We start from the raw sequence: 23,705 nt of genomic DNA, 5'->3' as shown, positions 1-23,705 counted from the left end.
ATGGACCATCCATCGAAGGTGATTGCTATACAAATGTGCTCTGGTGTAGAACCAAGCGTTAACTACCAATATTTAGTGAGACAGCTAGAAGAACTTAATTTACAGCAACCTGCGCTGGTTTGCCTACCTGAAGCTTGGTTGGCGTTTTGTCATACAAGTCAAGACTCCGTTATATTAAGCGCGACAAATACGTATTGGATAACAAAGCTCAAATTACTGTGTCGTAACTATGGTATTTGGCTCGCAGCAGGTACTATTGCGCTGCCACACGACAATGAGCGTTATGTGGCGGCAAGCTTATTGTTTAATGACACCGGTGATATTGTCGCACAGTACAATAAAATGCATTTGTTTGATGTCGATGTGGATGACAATACTCAAGGCTATCGAGAATCTTCGCATTGCGCTGCTGGTACTGAGGTAAAAGTAGTTGATAGCCCATTTGGAAGAATAGGCTTAAGTGTATGCTATGACGTCCGTTTTCCAGGGCTTTATCAGAAAATGGTCGACCAAGGGGCTCAACTATTGTTGATCCCTAGTGCGTTTACGACAGTTACGGGAGCTGCACATTGGCAACCTCTATTACAGGCACGGGCTATTGAGACACAGTGTTATGTGGTTGCAGCTGCGCAGGTAGGAATACATGAAAATGGCCGCAAAACCTTCGGACATAGCCTAATATTATCACCATGGGGTACTGTGCTTGCAGATGCCAAGGGTACATGTGGTGCTGTCCAAGGTGACATTGATTTAGCAGAACTTATGCAAATCAGAACTAAAATGCCAGTACAGGCACACAATCGTTTTAAGAGTGAATTTTATGAATAATGTTGAACAACATTTATTAGCTGACAGTCAATTGACTCGAGAACAGCTAGAGCAAACGCTTAGTTATATTCACCAACATCAAGTGGATTATGCCGACCTCTATTTCCAGTCATGCTACAACGAAACGTGGGTGCTTGAAGATGGTATTGTTAAAGATGGCAGCTATAACATCGAAAGGGGCGTTGGTGTTAGAGCTTTATCTGGTGAAAAAACGGGCTTTTCATATTCTGATGCCATCAATGTTGATGCGTTAAACAAAGCAGCGATGGCTGCACGTAGTATTGCTCAATCAGGCGAAACAAAAAAAGTACAAGTCTTTAGTGACGTGACGGCAAAACAGCAATTTGCGCCAGTGCAACCAATTACTAAAATGGCTGATGCTGATAAAGTTGCGCTATTACGAGAAATTGAAGCGCATATTCGAGATATAGCACCAGATGCTCAACAGGTGGTGAGCTCAATTTCAGCGGTATATGAAGAGGTCTTGATTGCAGCCAGTGATGGTACTTTTGCCACCGATATTCGCCCATTAATTCGTCTTAATTGTTCCGTGTTACTTGAGAAAAATGGTCGACGTGAACGAGGTGGTGCCGGTGGTGGAGCTCGTTTAGATTACGGCTACTTTAAAGAGCTGGTTGCGGGAAAACCGCGTTGGGTAGAGTATGCAGAAGAAGCGGTACGCTTAGCTAAAGTAAATTTAGAAGCCGTAGATGCCCCAGCAGGGGCAATGCCGGTGGTATTAGGTGCTGGTTGGCCTGGTGTGCTTTTACATGAAGCGGTAGGACATGGCTTAGAGGGTGACTTTAACCGAAAAGAAGCTTCTGCATTTAGTGGGAAAGTAGGGCAGCAGGTTGCATCAGAACTTTGTACCGTCGTTGATGATGGTACATTGGCTGATCGCAGAGGATCTTTAAACGTAGATGATGAAGGCACTCCAGCAGCATATAATGTGTTAATTGAAAAAGGTATTTTACAAGGTTATATGCAAGATAAGTTAAATGCCCGTTTAATGGGCGTTGCGCCTACCGGTAACGGACGTCGTGAATCATATGCACACTTACCTATGCCAAGGATGACAAATACGTATATGTTACCTGGGCAAGACACTCAAGCGGATATTATCAGTAGTGTTAAAAAAGGTATTTTTGCATCAAACTTTGGCGGCGGTCAGGTAGATATTACTTCAGGTAAGTTTGTATTTTCTGCGTCAGAGGCATACCTTATTGAAGATGGAAAGATCACTCAGCCTATTAAAGGGGCTACACTCATTGGTAATGGACCGGATGTGATGCATAAAATCTCCATGGTGGGCAATGATCTTCAACTCGATAGAGGGGTTGGTGTATGTGGCAAAGACGGCCAAAGTGTCCCTGTTGGTGTTGGTCAGCCCAGTTTAAAAATTGATGAAATCACTGTCGGTGGTACGGCTTAAGCACGTATTAAAGACATAAAAAAACCAGCATAGGCTGGTTTTTTTATGTCTTAAGCTTCTCAGTAAGGTAATTACGGCATCATCGCTTCTTTTAAATACTGAAAGAGTTCTTTATAGCCCTTTGCAGGCTTTTCTGCTGCGGCTTCTTTTTTGGCTTGGCGGACGAGTTGTCGCATTTTTTGACGTTCTAACTCTGGGTATTCACCAAGTAACTCATTGACTTTGTCATCACCTTGTTGAATTAATTCATCTCTGACTATTTCGATTTTATTTAGGAGCACGTCAGCTTGATTATTTTTATTTAGCATCAAGTCGATAGCCGCTTCTATTTCGGCAATATTCTCTGTGGTGCGAAGTGTTTTTGTTATGTAGTTCATATGCCTACGATAAGCTTCACTTTTTGCACGTATTTTATCTGCGACGACCATTGCTTGCAGTAAATCATCGGTAAGCGGCAATTTATCACGTTGCTTTTTTGCCATGCTGGCTAAGTCGAGCGCAAGTTGCTGGTACTGCTGCGCATCACGTTTCAGTTCACTTTTAGAGACATAGATGATGTCTTCTTCAATTACGGGTTTCTTTTTCTTAGCCATGATTCAAACTAGTAGTAATCTATTTGTGCTAAGTATACCAATTATACGGAGGAAAAGCTTTGCTTGAATAGGGCGATAATCATGATGTGTGTTAGCATTAATGTAGAGACATAATTTATTAGAGAAGATGCCCATGAGCAGAGCCCAACAAGACCCTATTTATCAACAAATTGATGATGTAAAGCAAGCTGTTTCAGAAGTATTGGCCCACGCTAAAAAATTGGGCGCCACCGCCTCAGAGGCTGCGATGTCGAGCACGTCAGGCCTCTCGGTTAGCACTCGGATGGGCGAAGTTGATACGATTGAGTTTAACCAAGATGGTGGCTTAGGGATCAGTGTTTATGTTGGTAACCATAAAGGCAGTGCCTCTACTGCAGATTTGAGCCCGGCAGCTTTGCGCTCAGTGGTAGAAAAAGCCATTGATATTGCCAAGTTTACTTCTGATGACCCGTGTAACGGAGTCGCTGATGAGCAACTTCTAGAAATGTCTCCACCAGATTTAGATCTTTATCACCCATGGGATGTTTCCCCCGAGCAAGGTATTGAGTTTTGCCTTGAAGCGGAAAAAGCCGCGTTAGAATTTGATTCACGGATTGTTAATTCAGACGGTGCCAGTTTTGCAAGCCACCAAGGTTTACGAGTATATGGTAATAGTCATGGCTTAGTTGCTGGTTTTCCTCGCACACGACACACATTAAGCACGATGGTCATTGGTCAAGACGGTGAACATATGCAAAGAGATTCTGCTTACACAATTTCTCGTGAGCAGAGTGGATTAAAAGGTGCTGGTTTAGTCGGTGTTGAAGCGGCAGAGTCAACACTTGCGAAGTTAAATAGCCAGAAAATAAAAACGATGAAGAGCCCTGTCGTTTTTAGAGCGGATATTGCAAATAGCCTGTTTGGACATTTAGTATCAGCGATTGGCGGTGGGGCACTTTATCGTAAATCGACATTTTTGCTTGAGAGCTTAAATACCCAAGTATTTAATCCATGCGTCTCTATTATGGAAAGGCCACATTTATTAAAAGGATTAGCATCCAGTCCATTTGATAGCGAAGGGGTAAAAACCCGTGACCGAGATATTATTAGCGGTGGAGAATTACAAACATATTTACTCGCGAGCTACGCAGCCCGTAAATTGGGTATGACAGCCACAGGTCATGCTGGGGGTATTCATAATTGGTTAGTACAACAAACGCATGATGATCTGCATGCTGTACTACAGACGATGGGTACCGGCTTGTTGGTAACCGAATTAATGGGCCAAGGTGTTAACACCGTAACAGGTGATTACTCGCGCGGTGCTGCTGGCTTTTGGGTCGAAAATGGTGAAATTCAATATCCGGTAAGTGAAATAACCATAGCGGGTAACTTACAGGACATGTTTAAAGGCATTCAAGCCATTGGCGGTGATATAGAAGTGCGAGGGAGCGTACAGACTGGCTCAGTATTGATTGAATCAATGCAAGTTGCTGGAGAGTAATATTTTTGATCTGAAGTAAAGGGGCTCAGAGTGCCTTTACTTCAGGCTATTGCTGTTACAGCGCTAAGTTAAAAACCAGGTTGCAGTACCTAAAAAGGCAAATATCCCAACAATATCAGTCACTGTTGTCAAAACAACACTACCAGCAAGTGCAGGATCAATCTTCATTCTCTTAAGAATAAGTGGAATACTTGCTCCCGCGATACCCGCCGCGAGTAAGTTCATGAACATTGCAAATGCAATTACCGCACCTAGTGTGAAATCCCACTTCCACAACGCAACAACACCAGCTATTAGTAACGACCATAACAAGCCATTTAGCGCCCCAATAGCTAACTCTTTACCGAGTATAAATCGTTGGTTAGTTTGGTTTATATGGCCAAGCGCAATACCTCGGATAACCAAGGTGAGTGTTTGGCTACCGGCCACCCCACCCATGCTGGGTACTATGCCGTTGAGCACGGCAAGCACGGGTAAAATATCGAGGGTATTTTCAAAAAAGCTCGCAACAAATGCTGCGAGTAGTGCAGTCAATAAGTTGATCCCTAGCCAAATAGACCGACGGCGGCTACTTTTTAGAACGGGTGCAAAGGTGTCTTCTTCATCATCAAGACCAGCCATACTAAGTAAGCTATGTTCAGCATCTTCTCGAATTACATCAACAATATCATCAATGGTGATCCTGCCTAGCAGGTGGTTGTTATCATCAACAACCGCGGCAGAGATCCAGTTATGGCGCTCAAAAAGTTGCGCGACTTCAGTCTCATCCATCGAAATTGGAATTGACTCTTTGTCCTCATCCATCAAATCGTGAACCAAGTGATCTGGCGGGTTTGTTAATAATGTACTTAAAGGTAATGCGCCTATAAAACAGTTGTCTTTATCAACAACATAGAGATCATCGGTGCCATCTGGCAGGTTGCCACGTAAACGTAAGTAGCGTAGTACAACATCTAATGATACATCTGCACGAATAGTGACAGTATCACTATTCATCAATGCGCCAGCAGAGCGCTCTTGATAGGATAGGGCTTGGGTAGCACGCTCACGATCTTGCGTGTCCATGCTGCTAACAACGTCTTGATATACGGTATCGGGTAAACTTCGTAATACTTCGCCTAAATCATCATCATCCATGTCCTCCGTAGCCGCTGCAATGAGCTCTGGTTCCATCTTTGCGATGATACCAAGTCGCACATCTTCTGATAACTCTTCAAGTACATCACCTTGAATATCTGGGTCGACGAGTTGCCAAAGTTGTGTTCGGACTTTATGAGGGGAAGATTCGAGTAAGAGTGCGGTATCACATGGTGCGGTCTCAGCTAAAACTCGCCTGACTTGAACAAACTGCCCACTATTAAGCGCAAGCGTAACTTGCTGTAGTTGTTGCAGGGTATAATCTTGTTCAAGCGCTTCAGGCATAGGCTTCCTAAATAATATCGTATTGTTAGTATTTTTACGCGTGCCAAGTGAATATCTGTTGGATAATATGCAAGCGAATGACGCTTAGGTACGCGGGCCTTGGCTTGAGAGTTTAACGTACTTTAGAGCGTGTTGCCACGTAGGATAAGCGTATTTATACTATGTTGTAGTGTACAAGTTATTCTTGTTCGTGAAATTTTTGCTCAATTAAGTCGCCAATGGCACATAAGGCGGATTGCGCATCTGGGCCTTCACAGCGAATTTTTACGTACTTTCCTTGACTACTTTCTAATAACAGCAATGCTAATACGCTGTCTCCTGCGGCCTCTTTTTCATCTTGATATAAGGTAATATCTGCATCGAATTTAACGGCCAATTGCGCCAATACAGTGGCAGCTCTAGCATGTAAACCACATTTATTTTTAATTAAAAAAGTACCCTCAACAACACATGACATTAGATATTTTGTTCACGATGACGGATCTGTACATTCGGGTGAGTGCGTTGGAAGCTTTCTCCGATGGTTTGGGCTAGGTAAACAGAGCGATGTTGTCCGCCTGTACAACCGACAGCAATCGTAAGGTAGCTGCGGTTATTGCGTTCAAGATGAGGTAACCAAGTTTGTACAAATGTTTGAATTTGCCAAGTGAATTTTTGTACTATACTGTGGCCAGCTAAATAGTCTTGTACAGGTTGATCTAACCCTGTGAGTGGTTTTAAGTCAGGCTCCCAATGCGGGTTAGGTAAGAATCGAGCATCAAATACATAGTCAGCATCTTTCGGCATACCATGCTTAAACCCAAAAGATAAGAAGGTGATGATTAGCTGTTTATCTTTTTTACCTAATATACGTTCACGGATAGCTTCAGCTAATTGATGTACGCTTAAATCTGTGGTGTCAATCACCATATCTGCGCTGGTATTGAGCACGTCAAGCAGTTGCTTTTCTTCTTTAATCGCTAAATCTAAAGGCAAATTATTGATAGATAAAGGGTGTAAGCGGCGAGTTTCAGAAAAGCGTTTGATTAAGGTTTGATCATCGCTGTCTAAATAAAACAGAGTTGGGTTAGCGAAGCCGGGTAAGTATTCAAGAATATCGTTAAATTCTTCCTGTTGTTTAGGGAGGTTTCTGACATCAATACTGACGGCTATTTTGTCGTAGTTTTCGGAAACACTTCTTACGAGTGAAGGCAGTAAGTTAACAGGAATATTATCAACGCAATAATAGCCAAGATCTTCTAATACTCTAAGTGCTACTGACTTCCCTGATCCAGAACGGCCACTAATGATGATTAATTCCACGACTTTCCCCTATTTATTAATCCTGTGCAGTAACAATACTATAAAGCTCGGAATCACTACTTGCATGTCTTAATTGTTTGCAAAACTCTTTGCTTTTCAACTTATCTGCAATAGCAGATAGTGTCTTTAAGTGTTGCTGATTATCACCTTCAGGTACTATAAGCGCAACAAAAATATCAACGGGGCGGTTGTCTATTGCATCAAACGGAATAGGTTGCTCACTGATTAAAAGTATTGCAAAAACATGCTCTATACCTTCCATACGGCCATGGGGTAACGCAATTCCTTTCCCAATTCCTGTACTGCCTAGTTTTTCACGGTTCATTAAGGCTGACAAAATATGATGTTGCTCAAGTTGCGGTAATTGCTGATGAGCAAGTTCACTAACGTATTCTAAAATCCGTTTCTTGCTATTAAAAAGGACCGCAGCTTTACTGCAGTCCTTGTTGATTATTGAGCTTAATTTCATGATTAGTGTCGAGTAAGCTTCTCTTTATGTTTAATTACTTGCCTGTCTAGCTTATCAACTAAACCATCGATAGCGGCATACATATCTTGATGCTCAGTAGAGGCGAAAACTTCAGCGCCACTGAGATGTAAGGTAGCTTCGGCTTTTTGTACCAGCTTTTCAACATCTAAGATCACATGCACGTTATTTATATGATCAAAGTGCCTTTCTAGCTTCGCAAACTTGGTGTTGACATAGTCTCTTAGTGATTCTGTAACTTCTACGTGACGACCAGTTAAATTTAGTTGCATAAGCATTTTCCTTCTTTGGTAATACGTCTTATATCAAGCTTTTACGCTGATTTGACGGTGGAATGGCTAACGACTCCCGATATTTTGCTATGGTACGTCGGGCCACTTTGATTCCTTGCTCTGCCAATATATCCGCAATTTTGCTATCACTTAACGGCTTAGCTGTATTTTCGGCGGCAATGAGCTTTTTGATCAATGCTCTAATCGCAGTGGAAGAGCATTCACCTCCGTTTTCAGTACTAACATGGCTTGAGAAGAAATACTTCAACTCAAAAATACCCCTAGGTGTGTGCATATATTTTTGTGTAGTGACTCGAGAAATGGTCGACTCATGCATCTCTACCATTTCAGCCACATCATTAAGCACCATAGGTTTCATTGCTTCAGGGCCATGTTCAAAGAATGCCTGTTGTTGCTGCACAATGCAATTAGTAACTTTCATTAAAGTGTCATTGCGGCTCTCTAAACTTTTAATAAACCATTTCGCTTCTTGCAAATGAGAGCGAATAAACTGGCTATCAGTGCTCGATTTTACAGAGCGCGACATCGCAGCATAATGATCATTAACTCTGATTTTTGGCATTGAATCTGGGTTTAGCTCTACCAGCCAACGGCCTTTCACTTTTTTAACCGACACATCAGGGATCACATACTCTGATTCTTCCCGAATAATACTGGCAGCCGGTTTTGGGTTTAAGCTGTGGATCAGCGTCATCACATCTTTTAAATCCGATTCTTTGAGTTTAGTCTTCTTCATCAAAGTTCGGTAGTCACGACTGGCAAGTAAATCGATATGCTCGGTTAATATTTGTTTTGTTTGTTCTAACCAAGGTGTCGCTTTATCAAATTGATTCAATTGTATACATAAACATTCCTGTAAGCTTCGTGCTGCAATACCTACAGGGTCAAATAGCTGAATACGCTTAAGTACCGCTTCTATTTCATCGAGCTCAATACCTTCTTCGGAGCTGCCATCGTTTAAGCTATCTAAAATTTCTTCTGTAGATAATGTTAACAAGCCGCCATCGTCAACAGCTTCTACAATTGCAACAGCGATGCCTCTGTCGGTATCGCTAAATGGGGTAAGCTCTAGCTGCCACATGAGATACTCATGCAGAGTTTCAGTTGTTTCCCCTTGATACATGTTTTCATCTTCAGGCATGGGACCGCTGCTTGCAGCAGGAGCTGCACTCATGTACTCGTCCCAAGTGACGTCCATGGCCAGTTCTTCGCTGACTGTGTCTTTACTCATTGCAGCGTCAGAATCTAGTTCATAATCGCTAACTGGTGCTTCGTCAGTGGTATCTGAACTTGTCTCGTCTTTATTCAGTTCTTTGTGTTCTTTTTCTCTATTATCACTGTCGTTGTCATGCTCTGATTCTTCAACTTCTAACAAGGGGTTGCTGTCTAATGCTTCTTGAATTTCTTGTTGAAGATCGAGCGTGCTGAGCTGCAGCAAGCGAATAGCCTGCTGTAACTGTGGTGTCATGGTTAATTGCTGGCCCATGCGCAGCTGTAGCGATTGCCTCATGTATCTCTAACAATCCTTTTCATTGTTCAATTATTAAAATTACCTAGGTGTATTAACTATAGCCTGAATTGCTCACCAAGGTAGACATCTCGAACAGTTTGATCGGCTAGCACATGTTCAGGTGTGCCAGATGCAATTAATTCACCATGTGAAACAATGTACGCCTTTTCACACACATCGAGTGTTTCACGTACATTATGGTCTGTGATAAGAACACCTATACCGCGTTTTTTTAAATGTTCGATAATTTTCTTTATATCTAACACTGAAATAGGATCAACACCAGCAAAAGGCTCATCTAATAGGATAAATTTTGGATTTGCGGCTAAAGCACGAGCAATTTCTACCCTTCTGCGTTCGCCACCAGATAATGCCATGCCCTGACTGGAGCGTATGTGCTGAATATTAAACTCGTCTAAGAGCTCGTTAAGCAGTTGTTCTCGATCTGCCTTACTAAGATCTTTGCGCGTTTCTAAGATTGCCATTAAGTTTTGATAAACAGTCAGTTTACGAAATATCGATGACTCTTGTGGTAAATAGCCAATGCCCAGCCTAGCTCGGCTATGCATAGGTAATAAGGTAATGTCTTTGTTATCAATGGTAACTGTACCGTTGTCGCTTGGCACGAGCCCTACAATCATATAAAAACTGGTGGTTTTACCTGCGCCATTGGGGCCTAAAAGACCAACAATACTGCCAGCTTCAACGCTGAGGCTGACATTTTTGACGACCTGACGCCCTTTATAGCTTTTAGCTAAAGCTTGTGCAGTGAGTGTGCTCATGGTTATTTGCCTTGGTCTTTATCTGATTTTTTTTCTGGGACTAAAATAGTATGAACACGGCCGGTGTTTTGAGTACCTCTGTCTGCATTTATTAATTGCTTTTCCATATCATACGTGATGGATTGTGCTTTTATAATTTGACCTGCCTGATTAATTTCAGCATCGCCTTTGATAATGAGCATTTTATTTGCAACGTCATAGCGTACTTCTTGTGCACTGGCACTCAATAAGGTGCCATCGGCCTGTGTTTCACTAAAAAGCGCAGGGCTGCCAGTTGCGACAAGCAGTTGTTTGTTTTCCCCAAGCTCCGCCCTACGGTGCACTTCTAAACGATCCGCATTGATCTTCCTGTTACCATGAATAATTTCAACGTTCTGTTCAAAAATACCGATGTTGGTTTTTAGCTGTGCTTGTTGCTTTCCTGCTTTGATCGATACTTCAGAAGCAAAAGAGTCGCTTTGAGCTACGACTACGTGACTAAGTGTTAATCCAATAAAGGCGATAGTAACTTTAAGTTTATTGATCATAGTAAACGGTTCTTGTATGGTTTATGAGCTCTATTACGTCGGTGTTTAAGTCCGCGAACAAGCCTCTCCCTGTTATCATTAAGTCAGGCCCGATTATTTCCACAGGTTGTTCTGACTGCATTAGTCGTTTGGTAATTTCGACACGAATATGATCGGCATTGATATGGGTGATCATAGCTTTATCGGTTAAATTTTTTGCTACCACATCCCCCTCTAAGATCAGGGTGTTATTTTCATACAGCGTGGCTTCTTTCGCGGTGATCTTCCAATTCATTGTGCCATTGTATAATGTAAAAACAGGCGCTTCGAAATGACTAAACCCGAGCTCCTGGTATAATTCCATTTTTTTTGCCGTAACAGTGTGGCTTCGCACACCAGTTTCATTGTAAATAGTTTGCTGTAACTCAGTCGCAATATAATCTGGTTTCGCTATTACATCTTGGGTATTGTTTTGAGATGTCGATGGCTGAGAAAAGTACGGATACCATAGCCAGCCCATTGTTAGCAAAAACAAACCCAATAAGGCAATGCGATTTGTGGTCATGCGCTTGTTCCCTCACTGCCTAGGCTGTGCCCTTGTGCAAGCATGATTAAGTCTGTTAACTCGCGGACAGCGCCAAAACCACCCGGTAATTGCGTTGTATAGTGTGATATGCGTTTGATAAGGGGGTGTGCATCGTTTACAGCCACGGCAAAACCCACTTTTTCCATCACCGGTAAATCTGGGCCATCATCACCAATATAAGCAATTTGTTCGTCAGATAAACTGAGTTTACGTTTTAGTTCATCATATGCGATTAATTTATTTTCCTGACCTTGATATATATACGGTACCGTTAAGCTAGTCATTCTTTGCTGAACAATCTGTGAATGCCTGCCGGTGATCACCGCAACTTGCACACCACTGTTAATAAGGGCTTTTATGCCAAAGCCATCTTTTGTATTGAACGCTTTTAACTCTTCGCCATTGTTACCCAAGTAAATGCGGCCATCAGAGAAGACGCCATCAATGTCACAAATAAGTAATTTCACGGCGGCGGCTTTACTATCAACGAGGGGCGAAATTGGTTGGTATAAATCAGCAAACTGCATTTACAGTACTCCCGCTTTTAATAAGTCTTGCGTATTAAGCGCACCAATAGGGCGTTGTTCATCATCTATGACAATTAAGCCGTTGATTCGTTTCATTTCCATTATATTTAATGCCTCAGCGGCAAGTATATTCGCCTGAATTGTGGCGCAGCCTTTGGTCATTACTTCATCAATGAGCGCGTTATGTAAATCCACTCGCTGTTCGATAATACGTCGTAAGTCACCGTCAGTAAAAATACCACAGAGGCGAGACTCCGCATCAACAACAGCAGTCATCCCCAGACCCTTTGCTGACATCTCAAATAATGCAGCTTTCACTGTATCCGTGTTCGTAACTATCGGGACTTGTTCGCCTTTATGCATGATGTCTGCGATGGTTAATAATAAGCGTTTACCTAACGCACCGCCTGGGTGTGATAATGCGAAATCATCGGCTGTAAAGCCTCGTGCTTCAAGCAAAGCAACGGCTAATGCATCACCCATTACCAAGGTAGCAGTTGTACTGGCTGTTGGAGCTAACCCGAGCGGACATGCTTCTTTAGACACCGCAATACACAAATGAATATCGGCTAACAATGCAATACTTGAGTGCGGATTTCCTGTCATCGCGATGGTTTTTGCGCCAATGCGTTTTATGACAGGAATAATACTCATAATTTCTGCAGTTTCTCCAGAGTTTGAAATAAGTAGCACAACATCATGCTTGGTGATCATACCTAAATCACCATGGCTTGCTTCGCCTGGATGAACAAAGAATGCAGGCGTGCCTGTACTTGCAAAAGTTGCAGCGATTTTATTACCAATATGTCCTGATTTACCCATGCCAATCACAATGGTTCTGCCACTGCAATCAAATATAGCTTGGCAACTTCTTTCAAAGTGTTCATCTATATACTGTACTATTTCATCAATAGCTTGGCGTTCGATATCGATAACAGCCTTGGCCGTTTGTGAAAAGTTAATTTGGGTCATTTAGTCAGTCCATTCTATTAAATGATGTAATACATGTAGCCGATAAATGCCGTTAGTAGTAACCCGCCTTCAAGACGATTAATCCTGCGGGTACCAGTGATACTCAAGCTCATAATGATCAATAACAGCGTTGCAGCAAGCATAACAAAGATATCTCGTTGAGCGATATTTGCATCTAATGTGGCTGGGTTTAAAATACCAGCGATAGAGAGTACAGCTAAAATGTTGAAAATGTTTGAACCGATAATATTACCCAAGGCTAAATCATCTTCTTTTTTCAATACACCAGCAATACAGGCTGCAAGCTCAGGCAGGCTGGTACCAATTGCGATGATGGTTAAGCCAATAAGTAAATCACTCATACCAAAGAACTTTGCAATATCGACTGCAGAACCTATGAGGTAATGAGAGCTTACAGGGAGTAGCACCATACCGACAACGAGCCATAATATGGCTTTTTTGGTTGGAACATTGTCAGGTACTTCATCACAAGCTTCGCTGACAAGAGGATCGTTCTGATTGCCGGTTTGTTTAGTGATAACGATAAGCGCCAATAAGAATAATACAAAGCCCACAAGTAATAGCGTACCTTCCGTAGCGCTAAAATAGTTGTCACTAATAATTAGCCAAGCGCCGAGAGACACAATGACCAATAAAGGCATTTCTCGTTTTAAAATTCCAGAGCTCACAGATAATGGGCGTAATAGGGCAGTAATACCCAAGACGAGTAATATGTTGGCAATATTTGAACCCACTGCATTACCGACTGCAGTATCGGTTTTATCCGCCAAGGCTGCCTGAGCTGCAACCATCATTTCAGGGGCTGATGATCCCATAGCGACAATAGTCAAACCAACGATGAGGGTGGGAACACCAAAATTTCGAGCTAATGCAGCTGCGCCAAAAACAAAACGATCTGCGCTCCAAACCAGTGCTGCAAAACCTAAGATTAGAACGATGAAAGATAAAACCATTAAAAGTTATGCCAGTAATAAAACGTCATTAAGGTAAATAGTACCAAAACCCAGAAAAAAAGTATAAATAAAAGCGGGTGCCTGATTTCGAGGGTGAGCGTAAGCTTGTTGATAGCTAGAGTTAAATTAAGGCGCTACTATTACAAAATTTTACGAAATGTATTTTCCCTCAAGACATAAAAAATCGTATTATGGCAAAATTAGCCGAACTAGATGTGGAGAGCGACTTGTCGCAAGCAATAGTTGAAATCAAGGATGTGACATTTTCACGCGGTGAAAAGACCATCTATAAAAACATGAGCTTTTCTGTTCCTAAAGGGAAGATCACCGCTATTATGGGCCCCAGTGGTATAGGTAAAACAACGATGTTACGCCTGATAGGTGGCCAACTTAAACCTGATAGCGGCGATATTCTATTTGAAGGTGCCAGCATTCCAAACATGACGCGTAGTGCGTTATATGATGCGCGAAAAAACATGAGTATGTTATTTCAAAGTGGGGCACTGTTCACAGATATGTCGGTGTTTGACAATGTTGCGTTTCCGCTGAGAGAACATACAAAACTAAGTGAAGAGTTAATTCGCTTAGTGGTATTAATGAAGCTACAAGCTGTTGGATTAAGAGGGGCTAGTGAACTAATGCCATCGGAGCTTTCTGGTGGTATGGCAAGGCGTGCAGCGCTTGCCAGAGCAATTGCATTGGACCCTGAGCTTATTATGTATGATGAACCATTTGCAGGCCAAGACCCTATTTCTATGGGGGTATTGGTCAAGCTAATTAAATCATTGAATGAAGTATTGGGGTTGTCATCCTTGATTGTTACTCATGATGTGACCGAAGTACTCAGTATCGCAGAACATGTCGTTATCATTGCAGAGCAAGGGGTGATTGGTAGTGGGACTGCTGAAGAAATGCTCGCGCACAGTTCCCCACTAGTGCAACAATTTTTACAAGGCTTATCTGATGGACCTGTTCCATTTCACCAACCTGCGAGTCCTTACGAGGATGCTTTGTTAACTAAAGGAGCTAGGTGATGGATTTTTTACAAAAACTGGGCCATAAAACATTAAGTCGATTTGCATCGTTAGGGCGTTCGACGCGTATGTTAATTGGGGCGTTGGTTAATATTCCTAATCCAAGAAAAGGGACGCCCTTACTGATCCGTCAGCTATACATGATAGGCCATCAGTCATTATTGATAATCATGGTGTCTGGTTTATTTATTGGCATGGTGTTGGCTTTACAAGGCTATACCGTACTCGTTGGTTATGGCGCTGAAGATAGTTTGGGGCCGTTAGTTGCTCTGAGTTTATTACGTGAATTAGGCCCTGTGGTTACCGCATTACTGTTTGCTGGGCGAGCTGGGAGTGCATTGACGGCAGAAATTGGTCTCATGAAAGCAACTGAGCAGCTTTCAAGTTTAGAGATGATGGCGATTGACCCTCTGAAGAGGGTGATTGCACCGCGCTTTTGGGCTGGTTTTATTAGCATGCCGATTTTGGCACTTATTTTTTCTGCGGTTGCTATTTTAGGTGCCCACTTAGTTGGCGTTGACTGGCTGGGGGTTGATTCAGGGAGTTTTTGGTCAATTATGCAAGCTCAAGTGTCATTCGAAAAAGATATTCTCAACGGTATTATTAAAAGCTTTGTGTTTGCTTTGGTTGTGACATGGATTGCACTTTATAAAGGGTATGATTGTATTCCAACTTCGGAAGGCATAAGTAAGGCGACAACAGAGACAGTAGTACATTCTTCATTGGCAGTATTAGGATTTGATTTCTTACTTACTGCTGTGATGTTTTCAGGTTAAAAGGTTTTAAAGTCATGAATACACGGAAAATAGAGATTTTAGTAGGTTTGTTTGTTGCGTTAGGTGTTATTGCCTTTGCTGTGCTAGCGCTTAAGGTCGCAAATTCAGGGATCAGTGGTAGCGGCGAGTCTTATTTATTAAACGCGAAGTTTGAAAATATTGGGTCGTTAAAAGCCAGAGCGCCCATAAAAGTGGGTGGTGTCGTGATCGGTCGTGTTGAGGGGATCAGTATTCACCCTCAGGAATTTGTTCCTGTGGTGAATATGAAAATAGATGCTAATTATGAGTGTCAGTTTTCGGATACTACATCGGTATCTATTTTAACCTCAGGTATTTTAGGCGAGCAGTATTTAGGCATATCTCCTGTAATTGCATCAGAGTCGGCCCGCCAGTCTTGCTTGGGGAATGAAGCAGCCGGTAGCAGTGAAGCCGATGAACTTGATGATTTATTTGGCGTTGATAGTAAGGCGTTGAAAAATGGCGACATGATAGCGGATACGAAATCTGCGCTTGTTCTAGAAGAGCTGATTGGCCAGTTCTTATTTAATCAAGGCGGTGAATAATCATGATGGTTTATCGTAATTTTCTGAATATGCTTATATTGGCATTATCAATTTTTAGTTTACAAGTAGCCGCTGAGGTTGATTTAAAAGACCCATATAAAATGGTACAGCAGGTAGCTGATAATACCTTTCAACGTGTTGCTCGAGATCAAGAGCAAGTTCAAAAGAGTAGAGAGTACCTGCGCGTTATCGTAGAAGAAGAGTTGATGCCATATATTGATTATAAATATGCGGCATATCGAGTACTAGGCAGTTATATACAAAAAATTCGTACGATGGAAGATAAGCAAGAGAAAGCCGAAGCCATCAAACATGTGCGCACTTTTATCGATGTATTTCAGCGTTACTTAGTGGCGACTTATGCTGGCGTTTTTACACAATACACGAATCAGAAAGTGGAATTTGGAGCTGCTAAAAAATTCACAGATGATGAAGTCGCGATTGTTAATACGAAGATTGTAGAAGCGGGTAAGCCAGACATTCGTATCGACTTTAAAGTGCGTAAAGGAAAAAATAATGAATGGCGCGCTTACGATATGATGGCCGAAGGGATCAGTCTGTTGGATGCAAAGCAAACTGAATTACACGGTATTTTACGCCAGCAAGGGATTGAGCACGTGATCAACTTACTTGATAAGAAAAGCAGATTACCGGTGCAGTTTAGGGGGGATGATGGCAACAGCTAAAGTTCACTTCAAACGCAACGATGAAGGGGTTGTTTTAATTAGTGGCGAGCTTACCCGAAATAGCCTCACAAATGAACGACTTCTTAATCAACAGCTAGAAAGTACGCAATCAATCACCTATTTTGACCTTTCTGACGTATCTAGGGTTGACACAGCGGGCTTAGCTTGGTTAATTCACTCTTTAGGTAAATTGCAGCAGCAAGATAAACGTCTTGAGCTTAAGAATATACCTGAACAATTGCGCAATTTGATGGCATTGGGTCAGGTTTCAACCTTATTTGAGTGAATATAATGGAAATAAACCAAGTCGAAACATTATTAAAAGAGTCACTGGCTTTAGATGAAGTGATAGTAAAAGCAAATGGCAGTCATTATGAAGTAATTGCTGTTGGAGACTGTTTTGACGGACTAAGCCGAGTCAAAAAGCAGCAGTTGGTTTATGGGCCATTAATGGAAACTATCTCCGATGGCACCATTCATGCTGTGAGCATCAAAGCTTTTACGCCAACTGAGTGGCAAAGAGAACGCAAATTTATGCTTCCGCAATAGGAGGCTATGATGGATCAGTTTGTTATTCAAGGTGGCACGACACTGGCCGGTGAAGTGACTATCTCTGGGGCGAAAAACGCCGCATTACCTATTCTATTCGCTGCACTGTTACCCAATGGAAAGAGTCGCTTTTCAAATGTCCCTCAGTTACGTGATATTGGCACTACCGAAGCTTTATTAAAAACATTGGGCGCCGGAGTTGCGTGGCAAGGGGATGTTCTAGAAATAGACGGAAGTTGTGTCGATAAGGTGTTAGCCCCCTATGAGCTCGTTAAACAAATGCGTGCTTCGGTATTGGCATTAGGACCCTTACTGGCGCGTTTTGGCGAAGCGCAAGTGTCTTTGCCTGGTGGATGTGCGATCGGGGCACGGCCTGTTGACATACATATCAAGGGCCTTGAGCGCATGGGCGCTGAAATTAAAGTTGAGAATGGTTATATTAATGCCACATCTTCTGGGCGACTTAAAGGTGCCGAGATTTACATGGAGATGGTGAGTGTTGGTGCGACTGAAAACTTATTAATGGCAGCCACATTGGCGGACGGTACCACCGTGCTGGAGAATGCAGCGCAAGAGCCAGAAATCGTAAACTTAGCAGAGTGTTTGACTGCAATGGGGGCGAACATTAAAGGTGCAGGTACCAGTCGTATTGAAGTTCAGGGAGTTGAACAGCTTGCTGGCTGTGAACATCGGATCCTGCCTGATCGAATAGAAACAGGTACTTTCTTAGTCGCTGCTGCGATGGCCAATGGAGAGGTGTTATGCAAAAACACTGATCATACCAGCTTAGAGCCTGTGCTTGAAAAGTTACGTGCAGCAAATGCATTGGTTGAAGTGAATACTGACACCATATATGTCGATATGCGAAATCGAACATTACAAGCTGTGAATATTAAAACGATGCCACACCCTGGTTTCCCTACTGATATGCAAGCACAATTTACGGCATTGAATGTAGTTGCGCAAGGTAGTGCTACCATCACTGAAACTATTTTTGAAAATCGGTTTATGCACGTTCCTGAATTACAAAGAATGGGTGCTAATATTCGTTTAGAGGGTAACACTGCGATTTGTGGTGAAACAGAAAAGCTCAGTGGAGCGCAAGTGATGGCAACCGACCTAAGAGCTTCGGCAAGCCTCATTTTAACGGGGATTGTTGCAACAGGAGAGACGGTGGTAGATCGCATTTACCACGTTGATCGTGGTTATCAACGTATTGAAGATAAGCTCAGTCAATTAGGCGCGAATATCAAGCGTAAACACAACTAATTACAGCAATGTTTTGAAAAGCGAGTATCGAAGGCTAAATTTAGTACTTCCATGCTCGCTTTTTTATAGCTGAAACGAAGTCATCAATAAGTTACTGCATACGACTTTCAAGCTTCGCTACTGTCACCTTAAAGGTCAGCAGCTCAGTATCACGGTATGCATCAAACTCAACCACCGTACCCGGCTGGGTATTGGCAATAAATTTAAGTGTTGTTTCAGGGTTGTTGACTGTATTACCCGCGACTCTCACTATAATATCATCGTTTTGCATACCCGCTTGCCATGCAGGACCAAGTGGGTCGATATTATTAACCTTTAACCCGACAATTTTTGTATATAAGTCAGTGATCACCTTTCCAGTGCTGTCTACAGGGTTACCGGTAAAACCTAAGTACCCTCGAATTACTCGCCCATCACGCTTTAGCTTTTCCATGACTTCTTTAGCGAGAGGGTAAGGAATGGCAAATGAGATCCCTTGAATATCTATGTTATAACGGGTTCTGAATTGCGCTGAGGTGAGTCCGACTAGCGTTCCATTGGAGTTAATTAATGCGCCTCCTGAATTACCTACGTTTACGGCGGCATCCATTTGTAACAAACTACTATACGAATTATCTGGGGTGAGTTTTTTACCTGTTGCACTGATCACGCCCTGTGTAATGGTTTGTCCTAAGTTTAATGGGTTGCCAATGGCCAGTACCACATCGCCTACTCTTGGTGAGAATGCGTCATCTACGGGGATAACGGGAAGGTGCTGTGCGTCGATTTTCAATAGTGCTAAGTCGGTGACTGTATCAAAGCCAATGATCTGTACTTCATTAAATGTACGGCCATCGGTCAATATGATCATGATCTGGTCTGCATTATTAACTACATGATAGTTAGTTAGGATATAACCATCGCTAGACATAATAACGCCAGAGCCCAGTTCCTGTGTGGTGTTTGCACGTTTAAACCTAGGGACTGAACTTATTCCTTCAGAGAATATAGTGACAACGGCAGGTGCAGCTTTCTCCACTGCATCAGCAAAGCTCATATGCTTTGTACTGTAGGGGTTGGGCACTTTAATATTTGGTAGTACAGCACTACGTAGATTCGGAGATAACCAAATCACCACAAAAGCAATACCTAAGCCAATGAATAATGGTGGCACTAAAAAGCGGAATAGTTTTAACACAGCATGATCTATTATTATTTATTTATTGTTTATGATGGCACAAATAAAAACACAGCGGCAAGGACCACTGTGTTTTTTATATAAATTAATTTGTTATTGGATTAATAAGAAGACAGAATCTCGCCCACGTTTTACACCCAAAACGATATTACCTTGAATATCTTCAATTAAGTTGCTCATTTCTCTAATGCTATCAATTCGCTGGCGGTTAACTTGCATGATAACGTCACCTTCTTCTAGCCCGACCCGAGCAGCTGGAGAGCGAGCCTCCACCGAAGAGACTACAACGCCTTTATTACCATTTCGTTCGCCACTTTCTAATACTGCACCGCGTAGCATAGGGTGTACTTTATCTGCTTGCGCTTGTAGTTCTGCTTGGCCTTTGAGCGTGACTTTGATAGTGCGAACCTTACCTTCTCGGTAAACGCCGACTTTCACTGTGCGGCCTTCACCAATGGTGGCTATTTTACTGGCTAGTTCAGCAAAGCTTTGAATGTCGTCCCCGTTAACTGAAACAATTACATCGTTGGCTTGAATACCCGCTTCACTGGCTGCTGAATCCTTAACGACTTGCGCCACATAGGCGCCCTGTTTGACATCAAAACCTTGTGCTTTAGCAATGCCCGCATCTAACGTGCGGCCTTGAATACCTAAAGATCCGCGTCGCACTTGGCCAAACTCGACAATTTGATCTACTAAGCTTTTCATCATATTAGATGGAATAGCAAAACCAATCCCGACATTACCGCCCGATGCGCCTAAAATCGCGGTATTTATCCCAATGAGTTCACCACGAAGGTTAACCAATGCGCCACCAGAGTTGCCTTGGTTAATGGCCGCATCTGTTTGGATAAAATCTTCATAACCTTCAATATTAAGGCCACTGCGCCCGAGTGCACTGACAATACCAGAAGTCACCGTATGGCTGAGCCCAAATGGGTTACCAATGGCCACGGCAAAATCACCCACTCGCAGGGCATCAGAATTTGCGAGTTTTACTTCGGTTAAGTCGTCAGACTCAATTTCGAGCAGCGCAATATCAGACTCCTTGTCGGTCCCTACTAATTTGGCATCGAACTCTCTACCATCTTCTAATGTAACAATAATTTTTTCTGCGTCGGCAATGACATGGTTATTTGTGACCACATAACCCTCAGAGGCATCGATAATAACGCCTGAACCCAAGCCACTAAATTGACGCTTTTGACTACGAGGTTGTGGTTGACCGAAGAAATAATCAAATGGGTCGACACGGCGGCGTACTTCTTTAGCACCTGAAACTTGAATGCTGACAACGCCTGGAGTAACACGCTCTAGCATAGGTGCGAGAGTTGGTAATGTTTGACCGTCTATGGCAACGGGTAATTTAGCGACAGAGACACTTGGGTTTAATAACAATGTTGAAGAAAAAAGTGCTGCTGATAATAACGAGAATTTCAATTTCATAGTTAGTAAATACTCCGAAAAAAGCAATTAGTCATTGAAAAGGCGTCTATCTTTGAATGTGGTCTAGACGCCGATCCGCTATTTGTTTATCTGTATCTACTGACTATGGGGTCAAAAAAAAGTTCATCAAGATATGTTTGCTTGCTTATTTTCTGACCTTTCACCAGTGAAAATACCTGATTCGCCTTCAACATAGTCCACAGGTTGTGCAGAGTCGTCAGAGCGTTGGTTATCTCTTCTGCGTTCAGGACGGCTTTTAAGAGAAGCATGAAGTTGCTCTGTGGTTTCTTTAGAGAAAAACGGCTCACTTGGGTGTGTTGGCTTTTCAGTTAAAAGTACCTGATCGGTGCGCTCAACATGGCTAAAGAGTTGAGTATAGCTTTCTTGCATTTTGCTCATCAGCTTTTTGGTACTTGCTAAGTGATCTGACACATCTTGACGATATTGCTCAAGTTCACTTTGTGCTTGTATGGCTTGCTGTTCTAATTCAGTTTGTTTAAGTTGCTTTCGGGTGACTTGCGCACCGATAAAAAAACCAATTACACCAGTAATGATCAAAAGCCCCAACCAAACGATAGTTGTCATATATTTCTCCTGTGGGTATCGGGTTGCCAGTAAAAAATATGGCGATAAGAATAAAATGTAACTTACAGTCAATATACGCGGAGAATGGTTGCGTGTTAATATAGAAAATCAATAAATATGGGTAACAGTGTAAAAAATGATGACTCCTTGGCAAAAATATCAACAAGACCTTCAAACAGATGACTTTCAATACGACAGCGCTCAAGAAAATGCAGTTAAGCATTTACAGCGTTTGTATGATGATCTGTGTGCTATGCCTGTTGAACAGCCAAGCAGTTTTATATCTCGTTTATTTAGCAAAAAGGTCGAGCCAAAAAAAATCAAAGGGTTGTACTTTTGGGGCGGCGTTGGTCGAGGAAAAACATACTTAGTTGATACTTTTTTCGATGCATTACCAACTGAGCGTAAAATGCGCGTGCATTTTCATCGCTTTATGCACCGTGTTCACGACGAATTAAAAAAACTCCAAGATGTGAAAAACCCACTTGAGGTTGTGGCCGATATATTTAAAAAAGAAACTGATATTATTTGTTTCGATGAATTTTTTGTTCAAGATATTACTGATGCGATGTTATTAGGTGGCTTGATGCAAGCCCTGTTTGCTCGTGACATTGTGTTGGTTGCGACTTCTAATATTGTACCAGACGACTTGTATCGTAATGGCTTACAACGTGCGCGCTTTTTACCTGCCATAGAGCTAGTTAATGCTAATACAGATGTTGTGAATGTTGACTCTGGAATTGATTATCGTTTGCGGACATTGGAACAAGCAGAGATCTTCCATAGTCCGTTAGATGAACAAGCAGATAAAAATTTATTCGCTTATTTTGATAAATTGTCACCGGAGCCAGGGCGAGTTGATGAAGCCATCGAAATCGAAGGGCGCTTAATTAAGACGCGTAAAGTGTCAGACTGTATTGTGATGTTTGATTTTACACAGTTGTGTGAGACAGCGCGTTCGCAAGTTGACTATATGGAAATAAGCCGCCTCTACAACACGGTTATTTTATCCAATGTAAAACGCTTAAGTCAGCAAAATGATGACGCTGCTCGTCGCTTCATCGCGTTAGTAGATGAATTTTATGAGCGTAATGTTACCCTAATTATCTCAGCAGAAGCACCTATCACCGAATTATATTCTACAGGGACGCTAGAATTTGAATTCAAACGATGTATTAGTCGTTTACAAGAAATGCAATCGCTTGATTATTTAGCAAGGGAACACCTAGCTTAATACTCAATCAAGCACCCGTAACGTGCAAAGCCAAAGAAATGCAATTATTTTGTAGAAAAAACAGCCGTGCGCTAGTCAATCTCTTTATGAGTTGCTATAATCCGCGGCCTGCCACGTTGCGTTCTATTGCCCTCGTCGGCTTAGCCACTGACTTGAGCGGCAAAAAGTCTTAAACTCGAAGGGGTTAAAGCACTATATAGTAAAGCGGTAACCATTTTGGTTATCTGTGGTTTTAATTGAAAACATTGGATTTTTTAGATGAAAACGTTTGTTGCTAAACCAGATACAGTAAAACGTGACTGGTACGTAGTTGACGCTGAAGGTAAAACTTTAGGTCGTATCGCTACTGAAATCGCTAGTCGCCTACGCGGAAAGCATAAAGCTGAATACACTCCTCACGTAGATACTGGTGATTATATCATCGTCATCAACGCTGAAAAAGTTACTGTAACTGGTAACAAATTCAAAAACAAAGTGTACTACGCACACTCTGGTTTCCCAGGTGGACTTAAGTCTGTAACTTTCGATAAGCTTCAAGCTGCTAAGCCTGAAATGATTATCGAGAAAGCGGTTAAAGGCATGTTACCTCGCGGTCCTCTAGGTCGTGAAATGTACCGTAAACTTAAAGTTTACGTTGGTAATGAGCACAACCACGCGGCCCAACAGCCGCAGGTTTTAGACATTTAAGG

The 23,705-nt window shown here is 42.3% G+C and carries 28 protein-coding genes; 12 read left to right on the top strand and 16 right to left on the bottom strand.

What is annotated here, in order from left to right:
• Nucleotides 1-828 carry a carbon-nitrogen hydrolase family protein gene (locus tag PCIT_RS03120; RefSeq protein ID WP_010361351.1) on the top strand — a complete coding sequence of 276 codons (828 nt, stop codon included), beginning with the start codon at nt 1-3 and terminating at the stop codon, nt 826-828.
• A complete protein-coding gene (gene tldD / locus PCIT_RS03115; RefSeq protein ID WP_040697987.1) occupies nt 821-2,260 on the top strand; it encodes a metalloprotease TldD in 1,440 nt (479 codons plus the stop codon). The genes PCIT_RS03120 and tldD overlap by 8 nt, the downstream gene beginning before the upstream one ends.
• A gap of 71 nt (nt 2,261-2,331) precedes the next feature.
• Here tldD and yjgA read toward each other — a convergent pair whose 3' ends face one another.
• Entirely contained in the window at nt 2,332-2,853 is a 522-nt protein-coding gene (gene yjgA, locus PCIT_RS03110) for a ribosome biogenesis factor YjgA (protein ID WP_010361353.1), read from the bottom strand.
• Nucleotides 2,854-2,986: 133 nt separating this feature from the next.
• Here yjgA and pmbA point away from each other — a divergent pair, with 133 nt between their 5' ends.
• Complete coding sequence (pmbA, locus tag PCIT_RS03105; RefSeq protein ID WP_010361354.1) at nt 2,987-4,336, top strand: metalloprotease PmbA; 1,350 nt, start codon at nt 2,987-2,989, stop codon at nt 4,334-4,336.
• A gap of 63 nt (nt 4,337-4,399) precedes the next feature.
• On the opposite strand, the gene mgtE is transcribed toward pmbA, so the two are convergent.
• The 12 genes from mgtE to PCIT_RS03045 form a co-directional block, all read right to left on the bottom strand.
• On the bottom strand, nt 4,400-5,758 hold the full coding sequence (gene mgtE / locus PCIT_RS03100) for a magnesium transporter (protein ID WP_010361355.1): 1,359 nt from the start codon (nt 5,756-5,758) through the stop codon (nt 4,400-4,402).
• A gap of 178 nt (nt 5,759-5,936) precedes the next feature.
• Nucleotides 5,937-6,215, bottom strand: a complete 279-nt coding sequence (locus PCIT_RS03095) for an HPr family phosphocarrier protein (protein WP_010361356.1) — start codon at nt 6,213-6,215, stop codon at nt 5,937-5,939.
• Nucleotides 6,215-7,060 (bottom strand): RNase adapter RapZ, encoded by an 846-nt coding sequence (gene rapZ, locus PCIT_RS03090; protein WP_010361357.1) that lies wholly within the window; start codon nt 7,058-7,060, stop codon nt 6,215-6,217. The genes PCIT_RS03095 and rapZ overlap by 1 nt, the downstream gene beginning before the upstream one ends.
• Before the next feature lie 16 nt (nt 7,061-7,076).
• Nucleotides 7,077-7,529, bottom strand: a complete 453-nt coding sequence (gene ptsN / locus PCIT_RS03085) for a PTS IIA-like nitrogen regulatory protein PtsN (RefSeq protein WP_010361358.1) — start codon at nt 7,527-7,529, stop codon at nt 7,077-7,079.
• Between the two features lie 2 nt (nt 7,530-7,531).
• Nucleotides 7,532-7,819 (bottom strand): ribosome hibernation promoting factor, encoded by a 288-nt coding sequence (gene hpf / locus PCIT_RS03080; RefSeq protein ID WP_010361359.1) that lies wholly within the window; start codon nt 7,817-7,819, stop codon nt 7,532-7,534.
• A 28-nt stretch (nt 7,820-7,847) separates the two neighbouring features.
• Nucleotides 7,848-9,350 (bottom strand): RNA polymerase factor sigma-54, encoded by a 1,503-nt coding sequence (locus tag PCIT_RS03075; protein ID WP_010361360.1) that lies wholly within the window; start codon nt 9,348-9,350, stop codon nt 7,848-7,850.
• Nucleotides 9,351-9,406: 56 nt separating this feature from the next.
• Nucleotides 9,407-10,132, bottom strand: a complete 726-nt coding sequence (lptB, locus tag PCIT_RS03070) for an LPS export ABC transporter ATP-binding protein (protein WP_010361361.1) — start codon at nt 10,130-10,132, stop codon at nt 9,407-9,409.
• 2 nt (nt 10,133-10,134) lie between these two features.
• Nucleotides 10,135-10,659 (bottom strand): lipopolysaccharide transport periplasmic protein LptA, encoded by a 525-nt coding sequence (gene lptA, locus PCIT_RS03065; RefSeq protein WP_010361362.1) that lies wholly within the window; start codon nt 10,657-10,659, stop codon nt 10,135-10,137.
• A complete protein-coding gene (gene lptC / locus PCIT_RS03060) occupies nt 10,649-11,203 on the bottom strand; it encodes an LPS export ABC transporter periplasmic protein LptC (RefSeq protein WP_010361363.1) in 555 nt (184 codons plus the stop codon). Before lptC ends, lptA begins: the two co-directional genes overlap by 11 nt.
• The gene (gene kdsC / locus PCIT_RS03055) at nt 11,200-11,751 is read right to left on the bottom strand and encodes a 3-deoxy-manno-octulosonate-8-phosphatase KdsC (RefSeq protein ID WP_010361364.1); all 552 of its coding nucleotides are present in this window, start codon (nt 11,749-11,751) and stop codon (nt 11,200-11,202) included. The genes lptC and kdsC overlap by 4 nt, the downstream gene beginning before the upstream one ends.
• A complete protein-coding gene (locus PCIT_RS03050; RefSeq protein ID WP_010361365.1) occupies nt 11,752-12,723 on the bottom strand; it encodes a KpsF/GutQ family sugar-phosphate isomerase in 972 nt (323 codons plus the stop codon).
• A gap of 17 nt (nt 12,724-12,740) precedes the next feature.
• Nucleotides 12,741-13,697 carry a calcium/sodium antiporter gene (locus PCIT_RS03045; protein ID WP_010361366.1) on the bottom strand — a complete coding sequence of 319 codons (957 nt, stop codon included), beginning with the start codon at nt 13,695-13,697 and terminating at the stop codon, nt 12,741-12,743.
• Nucleotides 13,698-13,888: 191 nt separating this feature from the next.
• Between PCIT_RS03045 and PCIT_RS03040 the strand changes: the two genes are divergently transcribed.
• The 7 genes from PCIT_RS03040 to murA are packed head-to-tail and all read left to right on the top strand — an operon-like array spanning nt 13,889 to nt 18,574.
• Entirely contained in the window at nt 13,889-14,731 is an 843-nt protein-coding gene (locus tag PCIT_RS03040) for an ATP-binding cassette domain-containing protein (protein ID WP_052023327.1), read from the top strand.
• Nucleotides 14,728-15,507, top strand: coding sequence for a lipid asymmetry maintenance ABC transporter permease subunit MlaE (gene mlaE, locus PCIT_RS03035; RefSeq protein ID WP_040697986.1), 780 nt, complete (start codon nt 14,728-14,730; stop codon nt 15,505-15,507). The genes PCIT_RS03040 and mlaE overlap by 4 nt, the downstream gene beginning before the upstream one ends.
• Nucleotides 15,508-15,521: 14 nt before the next feature.
• A complete protein-coding gene (gene mlaD / locus PCIT_RS03030) occupies nt 15,522-16,070 on the top strand; it encodes an outer membrane lipid asymmetry maintenance protein MlaD (RefSeq protein ID WP_010361370.1) in 549 nt (182 codons plus the stop codon).
• Nucleotides 16,071-16,075: 5 nt separating this feature from the next.
• The gene (locus tag PCIT_RS03025; protein ID WP_040698042.1) at nt 16,076-16,756 is read left to right on the top strand and encodes an MlaC/ttg2D family ABC transporter substrate-binding protein; all 681 of its coding nucleotides are present in this window, start codon (nt 16,076-16,078) and stop codon (nt 16,754-16,756) included.
• Nucleotides 16,743-17,042, top strand: coding sequence for an STAS domain-containing protein (locus PCIT_RS03020; protein WP_010361372.1), 300 nt, complete (start codon nt 16,743-16,745; stop codon nt 17,040-17,042). Before PCIT_RS03025 ends, PCIT_RS03020 begins: the two co-directional genes overlap by 14 nt.
• 5 nt (nt 17,043-17,047) lie before the next feature.
• Complete coding sequence (locus PCIT_RS03015) at nt 17,048-17,305, top strand: BolA family protein (RefSeq protein ID WP_010361373.1); 258 nt, start codon at nt 17,048-17,050, stop codon at nt 17,303-17,305.
• Nucleotides 17,306-17,314: 9 nt separating this feature from the next.
• On the top strand, nt 17,315-18,574 hold the full coding sequence (murA, locus tag PCIT_RS03010; protein ID WP_010361374.1) for a UDP-N-acetylglucosamine 1-carboxyvinyltransferase: 1,260 nt from the start codon (nt 17,315-17,317) through the stop codon (nt 18,572-18,574).
• A 91-nt stretch (nt 18,575-18,665) separates the two neighbouring features.
• Here the strand turns inward: murA and PCIT_RS03005 are convergent, their stop codons facing one another.
• From PCIT_RS03005 to PCIT_RS02995, 3 genes are all read right to left on the bottom strand, one after another.
• Nucleotides 18,666-19,751, bottom strand: a complete 1,086-nt coding sequence (locus PCIT_RS03005) for a trypsin-like peptidase domain-containing protein (protein WP_010361375.1) — start codon at nt 19,749-19,751, stop codon at nt 18,666-18,668.
• 93 nt (nt 19,752-19,844) lie between these two features.
• On the bottom strand, nt 19,845-21,197 hold the full coding sequence (locus PCIT_RS03000; protein WP_010361377.1) for a DegQ family serine endoprotease: 1,353 nt from the start codon (nt 21,195-21,197) through the stop codon (nt 19,845-19,847).
• Between the two features lie 126 nt (nt 21,198-21,323).
• The gene (locus PCIT_RS02995; RefSeq protein WP_010361378.1) at nt 21,324-21,782 is read right to left on the bottom strand and encodes a Z-ring associated ZapG family protein; all 459 of its coding nucleotides are present in this window, start codon (nt 21,780-21,782) and stop codon (nt 21,324-21,326) included.
• A gap of 139 nt (nt 21,783-21,921) precedes the next feature.
• Here PCIT_RS02995 and zapE point away from each other — a divergent pair, with 139 nt between their 5' ends.
• Nucleotides 21,922-23,016 (top strand): cell division protein ZapE, encoded by a 1,095-nt coding sequence (zapE, locus tag PCIT_RS02990; RefSeq protein ID WP_010361379.1) that lies wholly within the window; start codon nt 21,922-21,924, stop codon nt 23,014-23,016.
• 258 nt (nt 23,017-23,274) lie between these two features.
• Nucleotides 23,275-23,703: a 50S ribosomal protein L13 gene (gene rplM / locus PCIT_RS02985; protein ID WP_010361380.1), complete on the top strand. Its 429-nt coding sequence runs from the start codon at nt 23,275-23,277 to the stop codon at nt 23,701-23,703.
• Nucleotides 23,704-23,705: the final 2 nt, after the last annotated feature.

Origin of the sequence: Pseudoalteromonas citrea (genome assembly GCF_000238375.3) — a bacterium.
GTDB classification, from domain to species: domain Bacteria; phylum Pseudomonadota; class Gammaproteobacteria; order Enterobacterales; family Alteromonadaceae; genus Pseudoalteromonas; species Pseudoalteromonas citrea.
This window is presented reverse-complemented; position numbering and strand designations above follow the sequence as displayed.